This window comes from Rhizobium sp. P44RR-XXIV (genome assembly GCF_001999485.2).
Lineage (GTDB): Bacteria > Pseudomonadota > Alphaproteobacteria > Rhizobiales > Rhizobiaceae > Rhizobium.
The window spans coordinates 163,640-181,909 of record NZ_MPVZ02000023.1; the positions used below are offsets into that span (position 1 = coordinate 163,640).

General features: G+C 59.9%; 20 protein-coding genes. 16 read left to right on the forward strand and 4 right to left on the reverse strand.

Annotated elements, in window-relative coordinates; genetic code table 11:
* Positions 1 to 16 precede the first annotated feature (16 nt).
* Genes BSK43_RS03590 through dnaQ form a run of 4 tightly spaced genes read left to right on the forward strand, consistent with a single transcriptional unit; the run spans position 17 to position 2,799 of the window.
* On the forward strand, positions 17 to 616 hold the full coding sequence (locus BSK43_RS03590) for a Maf-like protein (protein WP_077470415.1): 600 nt from the start codon (positions 17 to 19) through the stop codon (positions 614 to 616).
* Entirely contained in the window at positions 609 to 1,469 is an 861-nt protein-coding gene (locus tag BSK43_RS03595) for a shikimate dehydrogenase (protein WP_077470414.1), read from the forward strand. Before BSK43_RS03590 ends, BSK43_RS03595 begins: the two co-directional genes overlap by 8 nt.
* Positions 1,466 to 2,083, forward strand: coding sequence for a dephospho-CoA kinase (coaE, locus tag BSK43_RS03600; RefSeq protein WP_077470413.1), 618 nt, complete (start codon positions 1,466 to 1,468; stop codon positions 2,081 to 2,083). The genes BSK43_RS03595 and coaE overlap by 4 nt, the downstream gene beginning before the upstream one ends.
* On the forward strand, positions 2,083 to 2,799 hold the full coding sequence (dnaQ, locus tag BSK43_RS03605; protein WP_077470412.1) for a DNA polymerase III subunit epsilon: 717 nt from the start codon (positions 2,083 to 2,085) through the stop codon (positions 2,797 to 2,799). Before coaE ends, dnaQ begins: the two co-directional genes overlap by 1 nt.
* Before the next feature lie 80 nt (positions 2,800 to 2,879).
* Here the strand turns inward: dnaQ and secB are convergent, their stop codons facing one another.
* Both secB and BSK43_RS03615 read right to left on the reverse strand, forming a co-directional pair.
* Positions 2,880 to 3,362, reverse strand: a complete 483-nt coding sequence (secB, locus tag BSK43_RS03610) for a protein-export chaperone SecB (RefSeq protein ID WP_068390396.1) — start codon at positions 3,360 to 3,362, stop codon at positions 2,880 to 2,882.
* Between the two features lie 92 nt (positions 3,363 to 3,454).
* Positions 3,455 to 3,973 (reverse strand): FxsA family protein, encoded by a 519-nt coding sequence (locus BSK43_RS03615; RefSeq protein WP_077470411.1) that lies wholly within the window; start codon positions 3,971 to 3,973, stop codon positions 3,455 to 3,457.
* A 146-nt stretch (positions 3,974 to 4,119) separates the two neighbouring features.
* On the opposite strand from BSK43_RS03615, the gene BSK43_RS03620 reads away from it, so the two are divergent.
* The 5 genes from BSK43_RS03620 (at position 4,120) to gyrB (ending at position 9,460) form a co-directional block, all read left to right on the forward strand.
* Complete coding sequence (locus tag BSK43_RS03620; RefSeq protein WP_068390402.1) at positions 4,120 to 4,821, forward strand: Tim44/TimA family putative adaptor protein; 702 nt, start codon at positions 4,120 to 4,122, stop codon at positions 4,819 to 4,821.
* Entirely contained in the window at positions 4,818 to 5,936 is a 1,119-nt protein-coding gene (locus tag BSK43_RS03625) for a murein transglycosylase A (RefSeq protein ID WP_136686706.1), read from the forward strand. The genes BSK43_RS03620 and BSK43_RS03625 overlap by 4 nt, the downstream gene beginning before the upstream one ends.
* The gene (locus tag BSK43_RS03630; RefSeq protein ID WP_077470410.1) at positions 5,936 to 6,520 is read left to right on the forward strand and encodes a Smr/MutS family protein; all 585 of its coding nucleotides are present in this window, start codon (positions 5,936 to 5,938) and stop codon (positions 6,518 to 6,520) included. Before BSK43_RS03625 ends, BSK43_RS03630 begins: the two co-directional genes overlap by 1 nt.
* Positions 6,517 to 6,882 (forward strand): helix-turn-helix transcriptional regulator, encoded by a 366-nt coding sequence (locus BSK43_RS03635; RefSeq protein ID WP_068390414.1) that lies wholly within the window; start codon positions 6,517 to 6,519, stop codon positions 6,880 to 6,882. The genes BSK43_RS03630 and BSK43_RS03635 overlap by 4 nt, the downstream gene beginning before the upstream one ends.
* Before the next feature lie 148 nt (positions 6,883 to 7,030).
* A complete protein-coding gene (gene gyrB, locus BSK43_RS03640; RefSeq protein WP_077470409.1) occupies positions 7,031 to 9,460 on the forward strand; it encodes a DNA topoisomerase (ATP-hydrolyzing) subunit B in 2,430 nt (809 codons plus the stop codon).
* 65 nt (positions 9,461 to 9,525) lie between these two features.
* Here the strand turns inward: gyrB and BSK43_RS03645 are convergent, their stop codons facing one another.
* Together BSK43_RS03645 and BSK43_RS03650 are read right to left on the reverse strand one after the other, a co-directional pair.
* The gene (locus tag BSK43_RS03645; RefSeq protein WP_077470408.1) at positions 9,526 to 10,125 is read right to left on the reverse strand and encodes a nitroreductase family protein; all 600 of its coding nucleotides are present in this window, start codon (positions 10,123 to 10,125) and stop codon (positions 9,526 to 9,528) included.
* A gap of 83 nt (positions 10,126 to 10,208) precedes the next feature.
* Positions 10,209 to 10,508: a DUF2218 domain-containing protein gene (locus BSK43_RS03650; RefSeq protein ID WP_077470407.1), complete on the reverse strand. Its 300-nt coding sequence runs from the start codon at positions 10,506 to 10,508 to the stop codon at positions 10,209 to 10,211.
* A gap of 161 nt (positions 10,509 to 10,669) precedes the next feature.
* On the opposite strand from BSK43_RS03650, the gene BSK43_RS03655 reads away from it, so the two are divergent.
* From BSK43_RS03655 to BSK43_RS03685, 7 genes are all read left to right on the forward strand, one after another.
* Positions 10,670 to 11,623 carry a glutathione S-transferase family protein gene (locus BSK43_RS03655; RefSeq protein ID WP_077470406.1) on the forward strand — a complete coding sequence of 318 codons (954 nt, stop codon included), beginning with the start codon at positions 10,670 to 10,672 and terminating at the stop codon, positions 11,621 to 11,623.
* Between the two features lie 65 nt (positions 11,624 to 11,688).
* Complete coding sequence (locus BSK43_RS03660; protein ID WP_077470405.1) at positions 11,689 to 13,107, forward strand: pyridoxal-dependent decarboxylase; 1,419 nt, start codon at positions 11,689 to 11,691, stop codon at positions 13,105 to 13,107.
* 132 nt (positions 13,108 to 13,239) lie between these two features.
* Positions 13,240 to 14,082, forward strand: coding sequence for a fumarylacetoacetate hydrolase family protein (locus tag BSK43_RS03665; RefSeq protein WP_077470404.1), 843 nt, complete (start codon positions 13,240 to 13,242; stop codon positions 14,080 to 14,082).
* Positions 14,083 to 14,379: 297 nt separating this feature from the next.
* Positions 14,380 to 15,657 (forward strand): polyhydroxyalkanoate depolymerase, encoded by a 1,278-nt coding sequence (phaZ, locus tag BSK43_RS03670; RefSeq protein ID WP_077470403.1) that lies wholly within the window; start codon positions 14,380 to 14,382, stop codon positions 15,655 to 15,657.
* Positions 15,658 to 15,978: 321 nt separating this feature from the next.
* Complete coding sequence (locus tag BSK43_RS03675) at positions 15,979 to 16,419, forward strand: DUF2852 domain-containing protein (RefSeq protein WP_068390441.1); 441 nt, start codon at positions 15,979 to 15,981, stop codon at positions 16,417 to 16,419.
* A gap of 95 nt (positions 16,420 to 16,514) precedes the next feature.
* Complete coding sequence (locus tag BSK43_RS03680) at positions 16,515 to 17,276, forward strand: SprT family zinc-dependent metalloprotease (protein WP_077470401.1); 762 nt, start codon at positions 16,515 to 16,517, stop codon at positions 17,274 to 17,276.
* A gap of 325 nt (positions 17,277 to 17,601) precedes the next feature.
* Positions 17,602 to 18,270, forward strand: a complete 669-nt coding sequence (locus BSK43_RS03685) for a phosphoribosylanthranilate isomerase (protein ID WP_068390448.1) — start codon at positions 17,602 to 17,604, stop codon at positions 18,268 to 18,270.

An 18,270-nucleotide genomic window follows, 5' to 3' on the forward strand; every position in this document is an offset into this window, starting at 1 on the left:
TTCGGAGGCAGCCGTCATGACCGTGCCCCTTATCCTTGCATCGTCCAGCCCGTTTCGGCGGATGCTGATGGAGAATGCAGGACTGCATTTTCAAGCGATTCCGGCCAATGTCGATGAGCGCTCGATCGAGGCGCCATTGGAGCGCAATGGCGCCAGCCCCGATGCGGTGGCGCTGGTGCTGGCCAAGGCCAAGGCTAAAGAAGTGAGTGACCGCTTTCCGGGCTCGCTCGTCATCGGCTCGGATCAGACCATGTCACTTGGCGCCCAGGTCTTCCACAAGCCGACGTCCATGGCCGACGCCGAAAATCACTTGAGGACGTTGTCGGGTAAAACCCATCGCCTGAACAGCGCCATCGCGCTTGCGCGGAACGGCGATATCATCTGGGAGCACGTGTCACACGCCGAGCTGACGGTGCGGGAACTCTCGCCCGATTTCATTCATCGGCATTTGAGCCGGGTCGGCGAGAAGGCGTTGTCGAGCGTTGGCGCCTATCAATTGGAGGGGGAGGGCATTCAGCTCTTCTCCAAAATCGAGGGCGACTACTTTACTATTGTGGGGCTGCCGATGCTGCCGCTCCTTCAGCAGCTGCGGGAATTGGGGGCGATCGATGGATGATTCACGTGAAACACTGGCTCCGAAAGCCTTCGTCACGGGCTATCCGGTCAAGCACTCCCGCTCGCCGCTGATCCATGGTCATTGGCTCCGTCAGCTTGGCCTTGCCGGCAGCTACCGCGCGCATGAAGTTTCCGTGGAGGATTTTCCGGCCTTCATCACCTCGCTGAAGGACGGTACCAGCGGCTTTGTCGGCGGCAACGTGACCATCCCGCACAAGGAACTGGCGTTCAAATCGGTGGATCGGCCGGATGAACTGTCGAAAGAGCTCGGTGCGTCCAACACCCTGTGGCTTCAAGATGGGTTGCTTCACGCGACCAATACCGATGGCCAGGGTTTCACGGCCAATCTCGATGAGCGTCATCCCGGTTGGGATCGCAGTGGCCGGGCTGTTATCCTCGGGGCGGGCGGCGCCAGCCGCGCCATCATCCAGGCCGTCCGCGATCGTGGTTTCCAGGAGATCCATGTCGTCAACCGCACCGTCGCCCGCGCGCAGGAACTTGCCGATCGCTTCGGCGAGCGGGTTCACGCGCATCCGATGGCTGCACTTGGCGAAGTCATGCAGGGCGCCGGCCTCTTCATTAACACCACTTCGCTCGGCATGGATGGCGAAGCGGCCCTGCACATCGATTTTTCGCCTCTTGTGAAAGGGGCCGTCGTTACCGACATTGTCTATGTGCCGCTGAAGACGCCGCTTCTGGCGCAGGCCGAAGAGCAGGGTTTTGCCATCGTCGATGGTCTTGGCATGCTGCTGCATCAGGCCGTGCCGGGTTTCGAAAAGTGGTTCGGGAAACGCCCGGTCGTCGATGAAGCCCTGAGGGCCTTGATCGTCGCCGACATGGATAAACACAAATGATCAAAATCGGCCTCACCGGATCGATAGGGATGGGAAAATCGACCTCGGCAAAGCTGTTTGCCGAAGCCGGCATCCCGGTAAATGATTCCGATGCGGTGGTGCATGATCTCTACAGCGGCGAAGCCGTTCCCCTCGTCGAAGCGGCTTTCCCGGGATCGATCAGGGACGGAATGGTCGACCGGCAGGAGCTTGGCCGAAAGCTCGCGGCCGATCCCTCCGGCTTCAAGCGGCTGGAAGCTATCGTCCATCCATTGGTTCGCGAGCACGAGCGCCTGTTTCTCGAAACTCGGCGACAAGCGGGCGCCGATATGGTGGTGCTCGATATTCCGCTGCTGTTCGAGACCGGTGGCGACAAAAGGGTGGACAAGATCGTCGTCGTCAGCTGCGATCCACAGATTCAAAGGCAGAGGGTGCTTGCCCGGCCGGGTATGACGGAGCAGAAATTCGAGATGATTCTCTCCCGCCAGACGCCGGATGCGGAAAAGCGGGCAGGTGCCGATTACGTCATCGATACCGGCGGCAGCATCGATGCGGCGCGCGAACAGGTAAAAGAGATCATAGCGGACCTGCGGCGCAAGCCGAAAGCCGATGCACCCGAAAGCGGAGAGCCCTGATGCGCGAGATCATTTTCGATACGGAAACCACCGGGCTGGACAACAGGGCAGACCGCATCATCGAAATCGGCGGCATCGAGCTCATCAACCATTTCCCGACAGGGAACACGCTGCATCTTTATATCAATCCAGGTGACCGCAAGGTTCATCCGGATGCGCTCGCCGTGCACGGCATCACCGATGAGTCGTTGAAGGACAAGCCGCCCTTTGCCGACGTCGTCGATCAGATCCTCGATTTCTTCGGCGATGCCAAGTGGATCGCGCACAACGCCACCTTCGACATGGGCTTCGTCAATGCCGAGTTCGCGCGGCTGGGACGGCCGCCGATCCTGCCCGATATGGTGATCGACACGCTGGCCATGGCGCGCCGCAAGCATCCGATGGGACCGAACTCGCTGGATGCGCTTTGCCGGCGCTACGGCATCGACAACTCCCACCGCACCCGGCACGGCGCGCTGCTCGACTCCGAACTGCTTGCCGAAGTCTATATCGAGATGATCGGCGGCCGGCAGACTGCGCTCGGTCTCGGCAGCAGCAACGGTTCATCGGCGCGTTCCCGTCAGAACGATGATGCGGAAGACGTCGTCGCCGATATCTTCGTGCGGCCCGATCCTCTGCCGGGCAGGGTCAGCGAAGAAGAAGCGGCAGCCCATGCCGCACTGGTTGCCAAACTCGGCGCGAAGGGAATCTGGTCCAAATATCGCATGTCCGAATAGGGATATCTCAAGGCACCAAAAGAAAATGCCCGGACGTTGATCCGGGCATTTCTGTTTCCAGCAATGGAAAGAAGCAAAGCTTAGTTCGGAACGGCCGAAACCTGGGCGCGGGTCTGTTCTTCAGCCATGCGCTGCGTGAACATCTGCGCGAAATCGATCGGGTCGATCATCAGCGGCGGGAAGCCGCCATTGCGGGTGATGTCGGCAATGATCTGGCGTGCGAAGGGGAAGAGCAGGCGCGGGCACTCGATGAAGAGCAGCGGCAGCATGTGTTCCTGCGGGAAGCCGGTAACGCGGAAGACACCGCCATAAACCAGCTCGGTGTGGAAGAGAACGCGATCGCCGTCCTTGGCTTCGGCATTCAGCGTCAGCACGACGTCGAAATCCGAATCCGACAGCGGATTGGCGTTGACGTTGACATTGATATTGATGTCCGGAGCATTTTCCCGGGCCTGAAGCGAGCGCGGCGCACCCGGATTTTCAAAGGAAAGATCCTTGGTGTACTGAGCAAGGATGCTGAGGCTCGGGCTGGCAGCGCCGTTGCCGTTGGTCTCGTTGGCCATGGGGGTGTCCTCTCACGTCAATGGGTGTCGCCATCTAGCATTTCGAATTAGGGCTTACAACCCTTATACCCCAGCGCTTTTTGGCCGCCGCGCTAGTCCTCGAGCCGCTTCTGGTCGGACCAGGGCGAGTTGCGCTTGGGTTCGCGATGGAAATCGGTTTCGTCGAGATCGACCACCGTTCCCTTGTTGCGCGGCTGAGCTTGCGGACCGTTGCCGGGTCCTGGCCCGCGGCGAAAGGCGCGGGAATTGCCGACGACGACAATGCGGTTGCGAAGGATTCTCCAGGCAATGTCGCGGACCGCGGGGATGAACAGCAACAGGCCGATAATGTCGGAGATGAAGCCAGGCAGCATCAGGAAGAAGGCCGCGATCACGATCATGGCGCCATGCACCATCTCACGGCCCGGATCACCGCCGTTGCGGCTCTCGGTCGAGATGCGCTGCAGAATGCCGATCCCCTGAATTCTCAGGAGCGCCGCACCGAGGATGGCGCTAAGGATCACCAATCCCAGCGTCGCCCAGACGCCAACCATCTTTCCGACGACGATAAAGCCGGCGATTTCCGCCAGCGGCATCAGAAAAACGAAGATAGGAAGAAGTGATAGGCGCATGGTACCGTGGTCCTGAATGCGGGTTTCTAGGCATAATCGTTAGTTGATCACGCATAATAAAGAAACTGGTCCGCTATTTGAATGATAGATCGATGCGGACTATATGGGGATTGAAACTTTAATTTTAACGGTGGTTCCGATACGAGATGGGTGCAAACGACTTTGTGACGATCTTTTTCCTAGTGGCAGCGGTGCTGATCTTCTTTCAGTTGCGCAGCGTCCTTGGCCGCCGCACGGGGAATGAGAAGCCGCCGCGCGATCTTTATAGCCCCACCGATGCGGCAAATGGTCAGACGGCGCCGGATGCCGGCAAGGTGGTGACCCTGCCACGTCGCGATGCGACCGAAGAGGAAGATCGTTTTGCCGCCATCGACGCCTTCACGCCGGCAGGCACGCCGCTGAATGATTCGCTGCGCGAGGTGAACAAGGCCGACCCCTCCTTCAATCCGAAGGAATTCGTCAATGGCGCCCGCATGGCTTACGAAATGATCGTCATGGCTTTTGCCGATGGCGACCGCAAGGCCCTGAAGGGGCTCTTGTCGCGGGAGGTCTATGACGGCTTCGATGCCGCCATCGCCGATCGCGAGGCCAAGGGCGAGAAAATCAAATCGACCTTCGTCGGCATCGACAAGGCAGACATGCTCAGCGCCGAGATGAAGGGAACGGAAGTTTTCGTCACCATGCGCCTCGTCAGCCAGATGATTTCGGCAACCTACGACAAGGCCGATACGCTGATCGATGGCGATGCGGAGACCGTGGCGGAGATCAGCGATCTCTGGACCTTTTCCCGCGATACGCGCTCGCGCGATCCGAACTGGAAACTTGTGGCGACCGAATCCGAACAATGACGAGCCCATTGCAGCAATTCAGGCTGGAGCCGGCAACCTTCGCCGATCTGAAGGGCTGGGAGGATGATGATCCTTCCAGCCTTTTTCGTGCTATGAAGGACTGTCGGATCCATATCCGCGACCTGAAGCCCTATCGCACCGGTGCGGTGGGGCTAACCAGCAATGATCTCCTGGCGCTGCTTGATGCCGCCGAAGATCGCGAGCCGCAAGACGCTGCCGAGGCACGGGCTTTCTTCGAAGAGCACTGCCAGCCCTTCTTCATCCGCCGCAGCGATGGAGGCAATGGTTTTGTCACGGCGTTTTTCGAGCCGGAAATCGAGGTTTCCGCCACCCCGGATGAAGCCTACCGCTATCCGTTCTATCGCCGACCGGATGATCTGATCGACCTCGACGATAGCAACAGGCCTGCGGAACTCGATCCGTCTTACATGTTCGGTCGGCTTCGCGATGGCGTCGTCTCGGCCTATCCCGATCGCGGCGAGATCGATCGTGGCTATCTGGACGGCAAAGGTCTGGAGATCGCCTGGGCGAAATCCAGGGTCGATGTCTTCTTTGTGCATGTGCAGGGCGCCGCCAGGCTGCGCTATCCCGATGGACGCCTGGGCCGCATCACCTATGCCGCCAAGGCCGGCCATGCCTTCTCCGCTGTCGGCCGCTTGCTGATCGATCGTGGCTTGCTCGACCGGGCGACGATTTCGATGCAGACGATCCGCGACTGGCTCTATGCGCACCCGCAAGAGGTCGATGACGTCCTCGCACACAACAGATCCTATATTTTCTTCCGCGAGGCCGATGTTAGTGACGAGAGCCTGGGTCCGATCGCGGCCGCCAAGGTGCCGCTGATATCAGGCCGTTCTCTGGCGGTGGACCGGCTGATCCATACGTTCGGCTTTCCTTTCTTCATCCGTTCGGAAAACCTGACCCATCTCGACGACGGCAGGCCGTTCGCCAGGTTGATGCTGGCGCTGGATACCGGTTCGGCGATCGTCGGGCCGGCCCGCGGGGATATTTTTACCGGCTCGGGCTATGACGCCGGTGAGCTTGCCGGCACCGTGCGCAATGACGCCGATTTTTATATACTCATTCCAAAGGCGGCGGCGCAGAGGTTTGGCTGATGGCCCCGGAACGAAAGGACAAGGAGCGCAAGCTCAGCACGGAGGACCGCATCCTCTGGGGCAGGGTCGCAAAAAGCGCCCGGCCGATGCCCGGCCGCATGGCCGATATGGAAGCCTTCGAAGCCGCATTGGCGGCTGAAGCGGAGAGCGAGGAAAAGGCACGCGCGGCTAAATCGGCAACGGCTGCAGCGCCGGCCGAGACGCAAAACGCAGCGACACCTGCAAAGCAGCCTTCCGGCAAGCATCATCAGCTCGAACGTCCGGTCAAACGCAAGATCGCCAAGGGGCGATTGGCGCTGGAAGCTCGTATCGACCTTCACGGCCTCATCCAGAGCGAGGCGCATGGCATGCTTCTGGATTTCCTTCTGCACGCTCATGGGCGGGGACTTCGCCATGTGCTCGTCATAACGGGCAAGGGCAGCTCCATGGGCAGCGAGGGCGCACTCAAGCGTGCCGTGCCGCTCTGGTTTTCCAAGCCGGAGTTCCGCTTCCTGATTTCTTCCTACGAGACGGCGGCGCAACATCACGGCGGCGACGGTGCGCTCTATATTCGGCTGTCCCGGCCAAAGGGGGACAGACCTTGACCCCTTTCGGCGAAGCGGTGCGAAAACTGAGACTGCGCAAGGGCGTCTCGCAAAAGGAAATGGCGGCGGCGCTCAATGTGTCGCCGGCTTATTTATCCGCCTTAGAACACGGAAAGCGCGGCACGCCGACCTTCGATCTCCTGCAGCGCATCGCCGGATATTTCAACATTATCTGGGATGAAGCCGAGGAATTGTTCCTGGTGGCGCGCTTTTCCGACCCGCGTATCGTCGTCGATACATCGGGACTGGCGCCCGAATATACGGCTTTCGTCAACCGACTGGCGGGCAAGATTCGCAATCTTGACGCCGCCACCATCAAAGAGCTATCCCAGCTTCTCGAAAATGGCGGAAAATCAGGCTGAAAAGCGCCGTAATCCCCTGTTTTATACCTGATTTCGGGGCCTTCCGTTTGGAAGTTCGGGGTGAAACATCCTATATTCAGGGCAAGAAAAACCGCTGATTCGGCAGCAATCGGCGAGATTCTCTAAACACTGGAAAGACTTCAATAAAATGACCGATATAACCGAAAACGGCGGCAGCGCCGAATATGGCGCAGACAGCATCAAGGTTCTCAAGGGCCTTGACGCCGTGCGCAAGCGTCCCGGGATGTATATCGGTGATACGGATGACGGCTCGGGCCTGCATCACATGGTCTACGAAGTCGTCGACAATGCCATTGACGAAGCGCTCGGCGGCTATGCTGACATCGTGACGGTAACGCTCAATCCCGACGGTTCGGTCACGGTCACGGACAATGGTCGCGGCATTCCGACGGCTATTCACAGTGGGGAAGGTGTTTCGGCGGCTGAAGTCATCATGACCCAGCTTCATGCAGGCGGTAAGTTTGACCAGAATTCCTACAAGGTTTCCGGTGGTCTGCACGGCGTTGGTGTCTCTGTCGTCAACGCACTTTCGGTCTGGCTGCGCCTGAAGATCCGCCGTCATGGCAAGATCCATGAGATGAGCTTCACCCACGGTGTCGCCGATGCGCCGCTGAAGGAAACCGGCGATGCCGGTGATGCTACCGGCACGGAAGTCAGCTTCATGCCGAGCTCCGAAACCTTCACCATGACGGAATTCGACTATGGCACGCTGGAGCATCGCCTGCGCGAGCTCGCTTTCCTGAATTCCGGCGTCCGCATCCTACTCACCGACAAGCGTCATTCCGACATCAAGCAGGAAGAGATGCTCTATGACGGCGGCCTGGAAGCCTTCGTTTCCTATCTTGACCGCGCCAAGAAGCCACTGGTTCAAAAGCCGGTGTCGATCCGCAGCGAGAAGGACGGGATTACGGTTGAAGTCGCCATGTGGTGGAATGACAGCTACCACGAAAACGTGCTCTGCTTCACCAACAACATCCCGCAGCGCGACGGCGGCACGCATATGGCCGGCTTCCGCGCCGCGCTGACGCGCCAGATCACCTCCTACGGCGAATCATCCGGCATCACCAAGAAAGAAAAGGTGACGCTGACGGGTGATGACTGCCGCGAAGGTCTGACGGCGGTTCTGTCGGTCAAGGTTCCCGATCCGAAATTCTCCTCGCAGACCAAGGACAAGCTGGTTTCCTCCGAAGTCCGCCCGGTGGTCGAAAGCCTCGTCAACGAAGCGCTCGGCACTTGGCTCGAGGAGCATCCGACCGATGCAAAGGTGCTGGTGGGCAAGGTCGTCGAAGCGGCCGCCGCCCGCGAAGCTGCCCGCAAGGCGCGTGAGTTGACCCGGCGCAAGGGCGCACTCGACATCGCCTCGCTGCCGGGCAAGCTGGCAGACTGCTCCGAGCGCGATCCCGCCAAGTCCGAAGTCTTCCTCGTCGAGGGTGATTCGGCCGGTGGTTCCGCCAAGCAGGGCCGTTCGCGCGAAAACCAGGCGATCCTGCCGCTGCGCGGCAAGATCCTCAACGTCGAGCGCGCCCGTTTCGACAAGATGCTGTCGAGCCAGGAAATCGGCACGCTGATTACCGCTCTTGGCACCGGCATCGGCAAGGACGAATTCAACGCCGACAAGCTGCGCTACCACAAGATCATCATCATGACGGACGCCGACGTCGACGGCGCCCATATCCGCACCCTGCTGCTGACCTTCTTCTTCCGCCAGATGCCCGATCTCATCGAGCGCGGCCATCTCTACATCGCTCAGCCGCCGCTCTATAAGGTGACGCGCGGCAAGTCGGTGCAGTATCTGAAGGACGAGAAGGCGCTGGAAGAATATCTGATCGGGCAGGGTCTCGACGATGCCAGCTTGCACCTGGGTAACGGCGAAGTACGTGCCGGCCAGGATCTGCGCGAGGTTATCTACGATGCATTGCGCCTGCGCACGCTGATCGACAACCTGCATTCGCGCTATAACCGCGATGTCGTGGAGCAGGCTGCAATTGCCGGCGCGCTCAATGCCGAGGTGGTCAGCGACCCGACCCGGGCCGCGGTTCTCGTTGATGATGTTGCCAAGCGGCTCGATATCATCGCCGAGGAAACCGAACGCGGCTGGAGCGGTGCTGTAACCGGCGAGGGCGGTTTGCGCTTCGAGCGCGTGGTGCGCGGCGTCAAGGAAGTGGTTTCTCTCGACATGGCGCTGATTGGCTCGCAGGATGCACGCCTCATCGACCAGCTCGGTGCCCGACTGAAGGAAACCTACGACCTACCGCCGAAGCTTATGCGCCGCGATGGACAGACCGAGATTTCCGGACCGCGCAAGCTGCTGGAAACGATTTTCGCTGTCGGCCGCAAGGGTCTGACCATGCAGCGCTATAAGGGCCTTGGCGAGATGAATGCCGAACAGCTCTGGGAAACGACGCTTGATCCGAACGTGCGCTCGCTGCTGCAGGTCAAGGTTCCGGATGCGACCGATGCCGATGGCTTGTTTGCCCGGCTCATGGGCGATGAAGTCGAGCCCCGGCGCGAGTTCATTCAGGACAATGCCCTGAACGTCGCCAATCTCGACATCTGATTATTTGCTTCAGACATGAAAAAGGCCCGCCGAAAGTTCCGGCGGGCCTTTTGCCTTTCTATCAATTACTTGGCGATGAACGTGCCGTTGAAGGCGAGTTCCGAAAGCGGCTTGCGCTGGCTCGGTACTTCACGCTCGCGCAGCTTTTCCGGAAGCAGGCTCTTGTCGCCGACCTTGCCGATTGCGACGGCGGCTTCGACGCGGAAGCCATCCGGGATGCCGAGAACCTCATAGGATTTCTCGACATGGAAACCAGTCATGCCGTGTGCTTCGTAGCCGGCTAGATGTGCCTGGATCGCCAGGAAGCCCCAGGCGCTTCCCGCATCGAACGAATGGCTGTAGCTGGGCTTCTGCTCTGCGGAGCCAAGCTCGCCATTATGGGTGCGGGAGATGACGAAAAGCAGCGCGGATGCGGATTTCACCCAGCCTTGATTGAACTCGACCAGCACGCTGAGAAACTTCTCCCAATGCTCCGAGCCGCGCAGCGCGTAGAGAAAGCGCCAGGGCTGCAGGTTCGAGGCCGACGGCGCCCAATGGGCTGCTTCCAGAATGGTCAGCAGATCCGCTTCCGGGATCGTCTCGTCGGTAAAGGCGCGGGGTGACCAGCGATCGAGAAAGAGCTTGTCGATCGGATATTGCGATTCGCGGTTATTGCTTGAGGTCATGGGGCTTCTTTCCTTCGGAGGGAGCCAGCTGCAGATTGCCGGAAACGGAAGGCCGGCTGGCGATAAACATGGGGATGAGGAACCTATGGGTTGGCCGCATCGGCGGTCCAGGCGATGTCGAGCTCTTCTCGGAAGGCAAAGCGCTTGAGATGATCGGCGACGACAGCCTGCATGCGTTCGAGATCTTCGGACTTCTCGACGGTCAACGTCATGATCAGGCTGGTGGCGTTTGCTGCCAATCCCAGAGATGACTCCGGGCTGAAAGGCACCTTGCCCGCGGCTTCGTTGAATTCCACCTCAAATCGATGGCTCCAGTGCTTGCAGAGCTGCTGCAGGTAGCGACTGGCGTGATCGGTTCTGACGGTGGAAACGGATTTTGCCATGGGATGCTCCGAGGAACTTGATCATGAAACGCAGGTTTTCATACATAGAGGCATCTTCACGCGCCAGGTAGACAGTCTGTTTCAAGTTTACGTTATTCCGGCAGAATTCTATTCCGCTATGCTGTCGCCATGAAGAAACGCGCGCGTTCGGAGATGAAACCTTGCTGGTAAACGGGACATGGACAGAAGACTGGCAGCCGGTCCAGGCCAAGGATGAAAAAGGCGGCTTCGTTCGCCAGACATCCAGTTTTCGCAATTGGGTGACGCCGGACGGCCGGCCGGGCCCGACAGGCGAGGGTGGCTTCAAGGCAGAGGCTGGCCGGTATCATCTCTATGTCGCGCTGATCTGTCCCTGGGCATCGCGCACGCTGATCGGCCGCAAGCTCAAGGGCCTGGAAGAGGTCATCTCCGCCTCCATCGTCGAGCCGGCGCTATCCAAGCAGGGCTGGCGTTTCGGCGACTATCCCGGCGCGACGGATGACCCGATCAACGGCGCCACCTACATGCACGAGATTTACACGAAGGCCGATCCGCTTTTCACCGGCCGGGCAACGGTGCCGGTCCTGTGGGACAAGCAGACCGGCACGATCGTCAACAATGAGTCATCGGACATTCTGCGCATGCTGAATGATGGTTTCGGCGATCTCGCCCGCAACAACATCGATCTCTACCCGGCTGAAAAGCGCGGGGATATCGACAGCTTCAATGCACGGATATACCCGGCCCTCAACAATGGCGTTTATCGCACCGGTTTCGCGACGACACAGATTGCCTATGAGGAAGCGTTTCGCGAGGTGTTCGATTGCCTCGACTGGGTGGAAGCCCAGCTGGAAGACAGGAAATTTCTCTTCGCCGACAATCCCACCGAAAGCGATATCAGGTTGTTCGTCACGCTCGTTCGCTTCGATCTGGCCTATCACGGCCTCTTCAAATGCAATCTCCGCCGACTGTCGGACTACGCCAATCTTCAGTCTTTCTGCCGGCGCATGCTCGATTGGCCGGGCATTGCCGAGACTGTGAATTTCGACCATATCAAGCGCGGCTACTACTCCATATCAACGCTTAATCCGACAGGCATCGTGCCGCTCGGGCCGGCGCTGGACGAGCTGTTCTGATACTCGACCACCTTCCAAAACCCGTCTAAGGTCCACCTCGCTTTGATGGAAGAGGGAGGACCGTCATGAATTGGGAGGAGTTCCGGCAGTGGTCGGAGAAGGCGGCAAATTGGGGTGCGGACTATCGCGCCTCGCTTCGCGACAGGCCAGTGCGGCCAAGGACGGCCCCCGGCGAAATAGCGGCGCACATCGCGGATTCCCCACCGGAATCTGGCGAAGCCATGGAGGATATCTTCAAGGATTATGAGGATATCCTCGTGCCAGGCATGACGCACTGGCAACATCCGCGTTTCTTCGCCTATTTTCCTGCCAATGCCGCCCCGGTTTCCGTCATCGCCGAATATCTGGTCAGCGCCATCGCCGCCCAATGCATGCTCTGGCAGACCTCGCCCTCTGCCACCGAGCTGGAGACCAAGGTTGTCGATTGGCTGCGCCAGGCCCTTGGCCTTCCGGAAAGCTTCACCGGCGTCATCCAGGATTCCGCCTCGACCGCAACCCTTGCCGCTGTTCTGGTCATGCGCGAGAGGGCGCTGGACTGGCAGGGCAACAGCCGCGGTCTCGCGGCCAACAAGGCAGTGCGCATCTATTCGACCGATCAGGTCCACACCTCGATCGACCGCGCCATCTGGATCTCCGGCGTCGGCGCGGAGAACCTGGTGCGCATCCCTTCCGGCGGCCCCAACAAGGCCATGGATCCGCAGGCGCTTGCCGCCGCCATAGAGCGTGACCGCGCCGCTGGACTGCTGCCGGCCGGCGTCATCGCCTGCGTCGGGGGCACCAGCGTCGGTGCCTGCGACGACATTGCCGCCGTCGTCGATGTCGCCCATGCAAACGGGCTCTACGTGCATGTCGATGCCGCCTGGGCGGGCTCGGCGATGATTTGCCCGGAATTCCGCGAACTTTGGCAGGGTGTGGAACGCGCCGATTCCGTCGTCTTCAATCCGCATAAATGGCTCGGCGCGCAGTTCGATTGCTCCGTCCAGTTCGTGCGCGAGCCGGAAACGCTGGTGCGCACGCTGGCGATCCAGCCGGAATATCTGCGCACGCACGGTCATGATGGTATCATCAACTATTCCGAATGGTCGGTGCCGCTCGGCCGCCGCTTCCGGGCGCTGAAGCTCTGGTTCCTGCTGCGTTATCACGGGCTGGAAGGACTGCGGACGATGATCCGCAATCATGTCGCCTGGTCGCAGAATCTGGCTAAGCGCCTGGCGGCCGAACCCGATTTCGAAATCGTCACAGAGCCTTTCCTGTCGCTGTTTTCGTTCGATCACAAGGCGCCCGCCGGCACAGATCAGGAAAGCCACACGCAGCGCGTCATCGCCGCCATCAACAATGATGGCCGCATCTATCTGACGCAGACCCGCGTTGCCGGTCGTCTGGTCATTCGCTTTCAGGCCGGACAGTTCGAGGCAACGGCCGCGGATATCGACACGGCCTTTGACACGATCGTCGAAATCGCCAGGTCATTACATCAATCCTAGAAAGACTGTTGTTCCGGTGCCGCAAGCCGAGGCATGCTATGCTCTTCGAAATCGATTGGTGACACTGGTGAATAATTCGTTCATATATGGTGGAAACAATCTTATCTTTGGAAATGCAGGGAAGGAAAATCTATGAAATTGTTGCGTGTTGGCGAAGCCGGCAAGGAAAAGCCGGCGCTTCTGGATAGTGATGGCAAGATCCGCGATCTCTCGGCCCATGTCGCCGATATTGGTGGCGAGGCGATTTCGCCCGCAGGTCTCGCGAAGATCGCAGCGCTCGATCCGAAGAGCCTGCCGGAATTGGCCGAAGGCCGCCTTGGCGCCTGCGTCGCCGGCACGGGCAAATTCATCTGCATCGGCCTGAACTTCTCCGACCACGCCGCCGAAACCGGCGCTACCGTGCCGCCCGAGCCGATCATCTTCATGAAGGCGACCTCGGCCATCGTCGGCCCGAATGACAATGTACTGATCCCGCGCGGCTCTGAAAAGACCGATTGGGAAGTCGAGCTTGGCGTCGTCATCGGCAAGACGGCGAAATATGTCAGCGAGGCCGACGCTCTCGATTATGTCGCCGGTTACTGCGTCTCCCACGACGTGTCCGAGCGTGCCTTCCAGACCGAGCGTTCGGGCCAGTGGACCAAAGGCAAGTCCTGCGACACCTTCGGCCCGATCGGCCCCTGGCTCGTCACCAAGGACGAGGTTGCCGATCCGCAGAACCTCGGCATGTGGCTGAAGGTCAACGGCAAGACGATGCAGAACGGTTCCACCAAGACCATGGTCTATGGCGTCGCCTTCCTCGTTTCCTACCTCAGCCAGTTCATGTCGCTGCATCCGGGCGATGTCATCTCCACCGGCACGCCTCCCGGCGTCGGCATGGGCATGAAGCCGCCGCAATATCTGAAGCCGGGCGATGTCGTCGAACTCGGCATGGAAGGCCTGGGCAGCCAGCGCCAGACTTTCCACGCCGACGCCTGAGGCCTCGGGCTCAGGAACTTTAACCTTTTGAGATCATTCTTGATGCCGGAGAAGCGATTCTCCGGCGTTTTTTGTAGGTAGAGCCATCAGTATTTATGTTGCTCTGCAGCAAAAACTGCTAGGTTGGATAGTAAGAACTTAAAGGATGACTATCGCGCCGAGGAGCCGTGATCATTCCGCTGCGCAGCGCAACTGGAGGAGCGTTGCAATGAAGGCAGCGATACGCGAGGCGCGTAGGTTTTGAAAATCATGTGATTTGCGAGTGCGCGTGCCCGCATTTCGAAAGGTAACGCCCCCATGTTTTATCAGTTTTACGAACTCAACCATGCCGCTCTCGCACCTTTTCGCGCTGCGGCCGACATGATGCGCCTGGCCTATGCCAACCCGCTTAATCCGCTGTCGCATACCATGCTCGGGCGCACGCTGACGGCAAGCCTCGAAGTGTTCGAGCGCACCACCCGGCGCTACGGCAAGCCGGAATTCGGCCTTCACGAGACGCAGATCGAAGGCAAGCCGGTCTCGGTGCATGAAAAGATCGTCTGGAAGAAGCCTTTCTGCAATCTCATCCGTTTCGAGCGCAGCCTGCCTGCCGGCCATGCCGCCGATCCTCGCATCCTGATCGTTGCGCCGATGTCCGGCCACTATGCGACGCTGCTGCGCGGCACCGTAGAAGCCCTTCTGCCGGGCGCTGATGTTTACATTACCGACTGGATCGATGCTCGCATGGTGCCGATGACCGAGGGCACCTTCGATCTGGAAGACTATATCGATTACGTCATCGAGATGCTGCATCACCTCGGCCCGGATACGCATGTCGTTGCCGTCTGCCAGCCGTCGGTGCCGGTTTTGGCCGCTGCCGCCGTGATGGAAGCCGCCGGCGATCCGCTGGCGCCTGCGTCGATGACGCTGATGGGCGGTCCGATCGACACACGCATCAATCCGACGGCCGTCAACCAGCTCGCCAAGGACAAGCCGCTGGAATGGTTTGCCGATAACGTCGTCATGAACGTGCCTTGGCCGCAGCCGGGCTTCCTGCGTCCGGTCTATCCCGGCTTCCTGCAGCTTTCCGGCTTCATGTCGATGAACCTTGACCGGCATATGATCGCGCAGAAGGATTTTTTCGTGCATCTCGTCAAGAATGACGGCGAGCCGGCCGAGAAGCACCGCGATTTCTACGACGAATATCTGGCTGTCATGGATCTGACGGCGGAATTCTATCTGCAGACGGTCGATCAGGTATTCATCAAGCACGCGCTGCCCAAGGGCGAACTCATGCATCGCGGCCAGCTCGTCGATCCCTCCGCCATCCGCAATGTCGCGCTGTTGACGGTTGAAGGCGAGAACGACGATATTTCCGGCGTCGGCCAGACGCAGGCGGCGCAGACCATCTGCACCAATATCCCCGATCATATGCGCATGCATTATCTGCAGCCCGATGTCGGCCACTACGGCGTCTTCAACGGCTCGCGTTTTCGCCGCGAGATCGCGCCGCGCATCCTCGCCTTTGCCCGAGAGCATGCCCGCACCGGCCGCCCGGTCGTCAAACGGGTGATCAAGGGCGGCAAATCCGCCTGAGCGCACGGAAAATCAAACAGATACAGCGACTTGGCGGCTCGACAACGCATCGAGCCGCTCCAGCAGCGCAAACTATTAGCTTTTGTTGAATTATCTGCGCTGATTCAAGCACTTGTCGGATTTCGCCTCAAGATGCCATTGAAGGCTCACGAAGAGGTTACCATCTCGATTCCAGCGGTACCGCAGACGATCGGGCCGTTTACCGCGCCGCGCGTCCTTTGAACGCGCTGAGATGCTGTAGAGATTTAAAAACCGCGCAGAACCCTTACCATCGATCGGTGTCGGTCGAGGGGGCGATGCGCCGTGCGAGGACACCTTACGATGAACCAATCTGCATTGCTTCGCCCGGATTGGACTCCGGCTACCATTGCCCTCATGGTCCTTGGCTTCGTGGTCTTTTGGCCGCTCGGCTTTGCCATGCTCGCGTATATTCTCTTCGGGGAACGTCTGCGGGATTTCAAACGGGATGTGAATGAAAGGGCCGACGGCGTGTTTGCCGGCTGTGGCCGTCGTCGCGGCCGCAACCGTCACTCTTTCTCCACCGGCAACGTCGCCTTCGACGACTGGCGCAAGGCCGAGCTTGAACGCCTTGAGGAGGAACGCCGCAAGCTCGACGAGATGCGCGCCGACTTCGACGGCTATGTCCGCGAGCTGCGCCGCGCCAAGGACCAGGATGAGTTCGACCGCTTCATGCGCGAGCGCAACAGCGTCAAGCGCAACGACAACAATGGCGGCCCGGCAACGGAATTCCAGACGCCGTGACCTCTAGGCCTTCAATATAATTAATCTAAACCGGCATCATCAGGTGCCGGTTTTTCTTTGCCCGATATCAGCCCGAATCGTATAAAACTGCTTCCATGTTTCCGCTTCTATCCCGATCACGAAGATCTCCAGCCAAGCCGCCCGCGCCGGAAACGCGCACCTTGGACATTGCTGGCCGCCTGATGCCCTTGACCATTCGCCAGCATGAGCAGGCGACGCGGATCACGCTCAGGATCGAGCCCGGCGGCCGGGCGCTGAAGATGACCATTCCGCGCGGTCTTGCCGCCCGTGAGGTCAATGCCTTCCTTGACCGGCACCAGGGCTGGCTCCTGACCAAGCTCGCCAAATTCACCACGGATAGTGGCCTGCGCAGCGGCGGCGAAATCCTTCTGCGCGGCGTGCGCCACCGCATCGAGCATACCGGCACCGTGCGCGGCCTGACCGAAGTGGTGACCGTGGATGGCCTGCCGGTGTTGCGCGTCAGCGGCCTGCCCGAACATGCCGGCCGCCGCATCGCGACGTTCCTGAAGAAGGAAGCGCGCGCCGATCTGGAAAGGCTTGTGGCGGTACACGCCGGAGCAATCCGCGCCACGGTCTCTTCCATCACCATGAAGGATACCCGCAGCCGCTGGGGCTCCTGCTCGTCGCAGGGAAACCTCAGCTTCTCCTGGCGCATCGTCATGGCACCGCCACTGGTGATCGACTATCTCGCCGCCCATGAGGTCGCGCATTTGCGCGAAATGAACCACGGCCCACGCTTCTGGGCGCTCTGCCGCAAGCTCTGCCCCGATATGGACGAAGCCAAGGCCTGGCTGAAGCGCCACGGCAGCCAATTGCACGCGATCGATTTTGATTGAGTGCATAGCCCTGTGGATGAAAAGGGAGCCAAGCATCCGCCCTCGTGGTTCGAGGCTCCGGTCCCTTCGGCAAGCTCAGGAACCTGCGCACCTCACCATGAGGGCTAACTTCCTTGCAAGACGACATATTGAATTGGCCTCAAGCGGGCAGGGGTATCGGCGTGATGTGACGTTGCGTACTCCATCCTCACCCTGAGGTGCGAAGCCTCGAAGGGCGGGGATGGCCCCGGAGAAGGCGACAGCCACCTTATGGGAAGAGCCTAAAAATCCCGCCAACGTCGCCTTTAGGCTCGACTCTTTTGAAATTTCATGTCACTCCGCTGCCATGAACCCCGATGTCAAAATTTGTGGCTTGAAGACGCCGGAAGCGGTGGATCGTGCGCTGGAGCGCGGTGCTACCCATATCGGCTTCATCTTCTTCGAGAAGAGCCCGCGCTATATCGAGCCGGATCTGGCCGGTCAGCTGGCCGAGCGTGCGCGCGGCAAGGCAAAGGTTGTGGCCGTCACGGTCAATCCCACCAATGACGATCTCGATGAGATCATGGCGCTGGTGCGGCCGGATCTATTGCAGCTCCATGGCAATGAAAGCCCGGAGCGTGTGCTGACCATCAAGGCGGTGCATAATGTCCCCGTCATGAAGGCCATGTCGGTGCGCGACGCTGACGATCTGAAGCGGGTGGAATCCTATATAGGCATTGCCGACCGCTTCCTGTTCGACGCCAAGCCGCCCGTCGGCTCGGAGTTGCCGGGTGGAAACGGCGTGTCCTTCGATTGGAGCCTGATGAGCTGGCTCGACGATCGGGTTGACTACATGCTGTCCGGCGGCGTCAACAAGGATAATGTCGCCCTGGCGCTGGCGTCCACCAAGGCCACGGGCATCGATCTTTCCTCCGCCGTCGAAAGCGCGCCGGGCGTGAAGGATCTGGGCAAGATCGACCAGTTTTTCGACGCTTTTGCAGAAGCATGCCTGCCGGAACCGGCAGCAGGGAGTTAG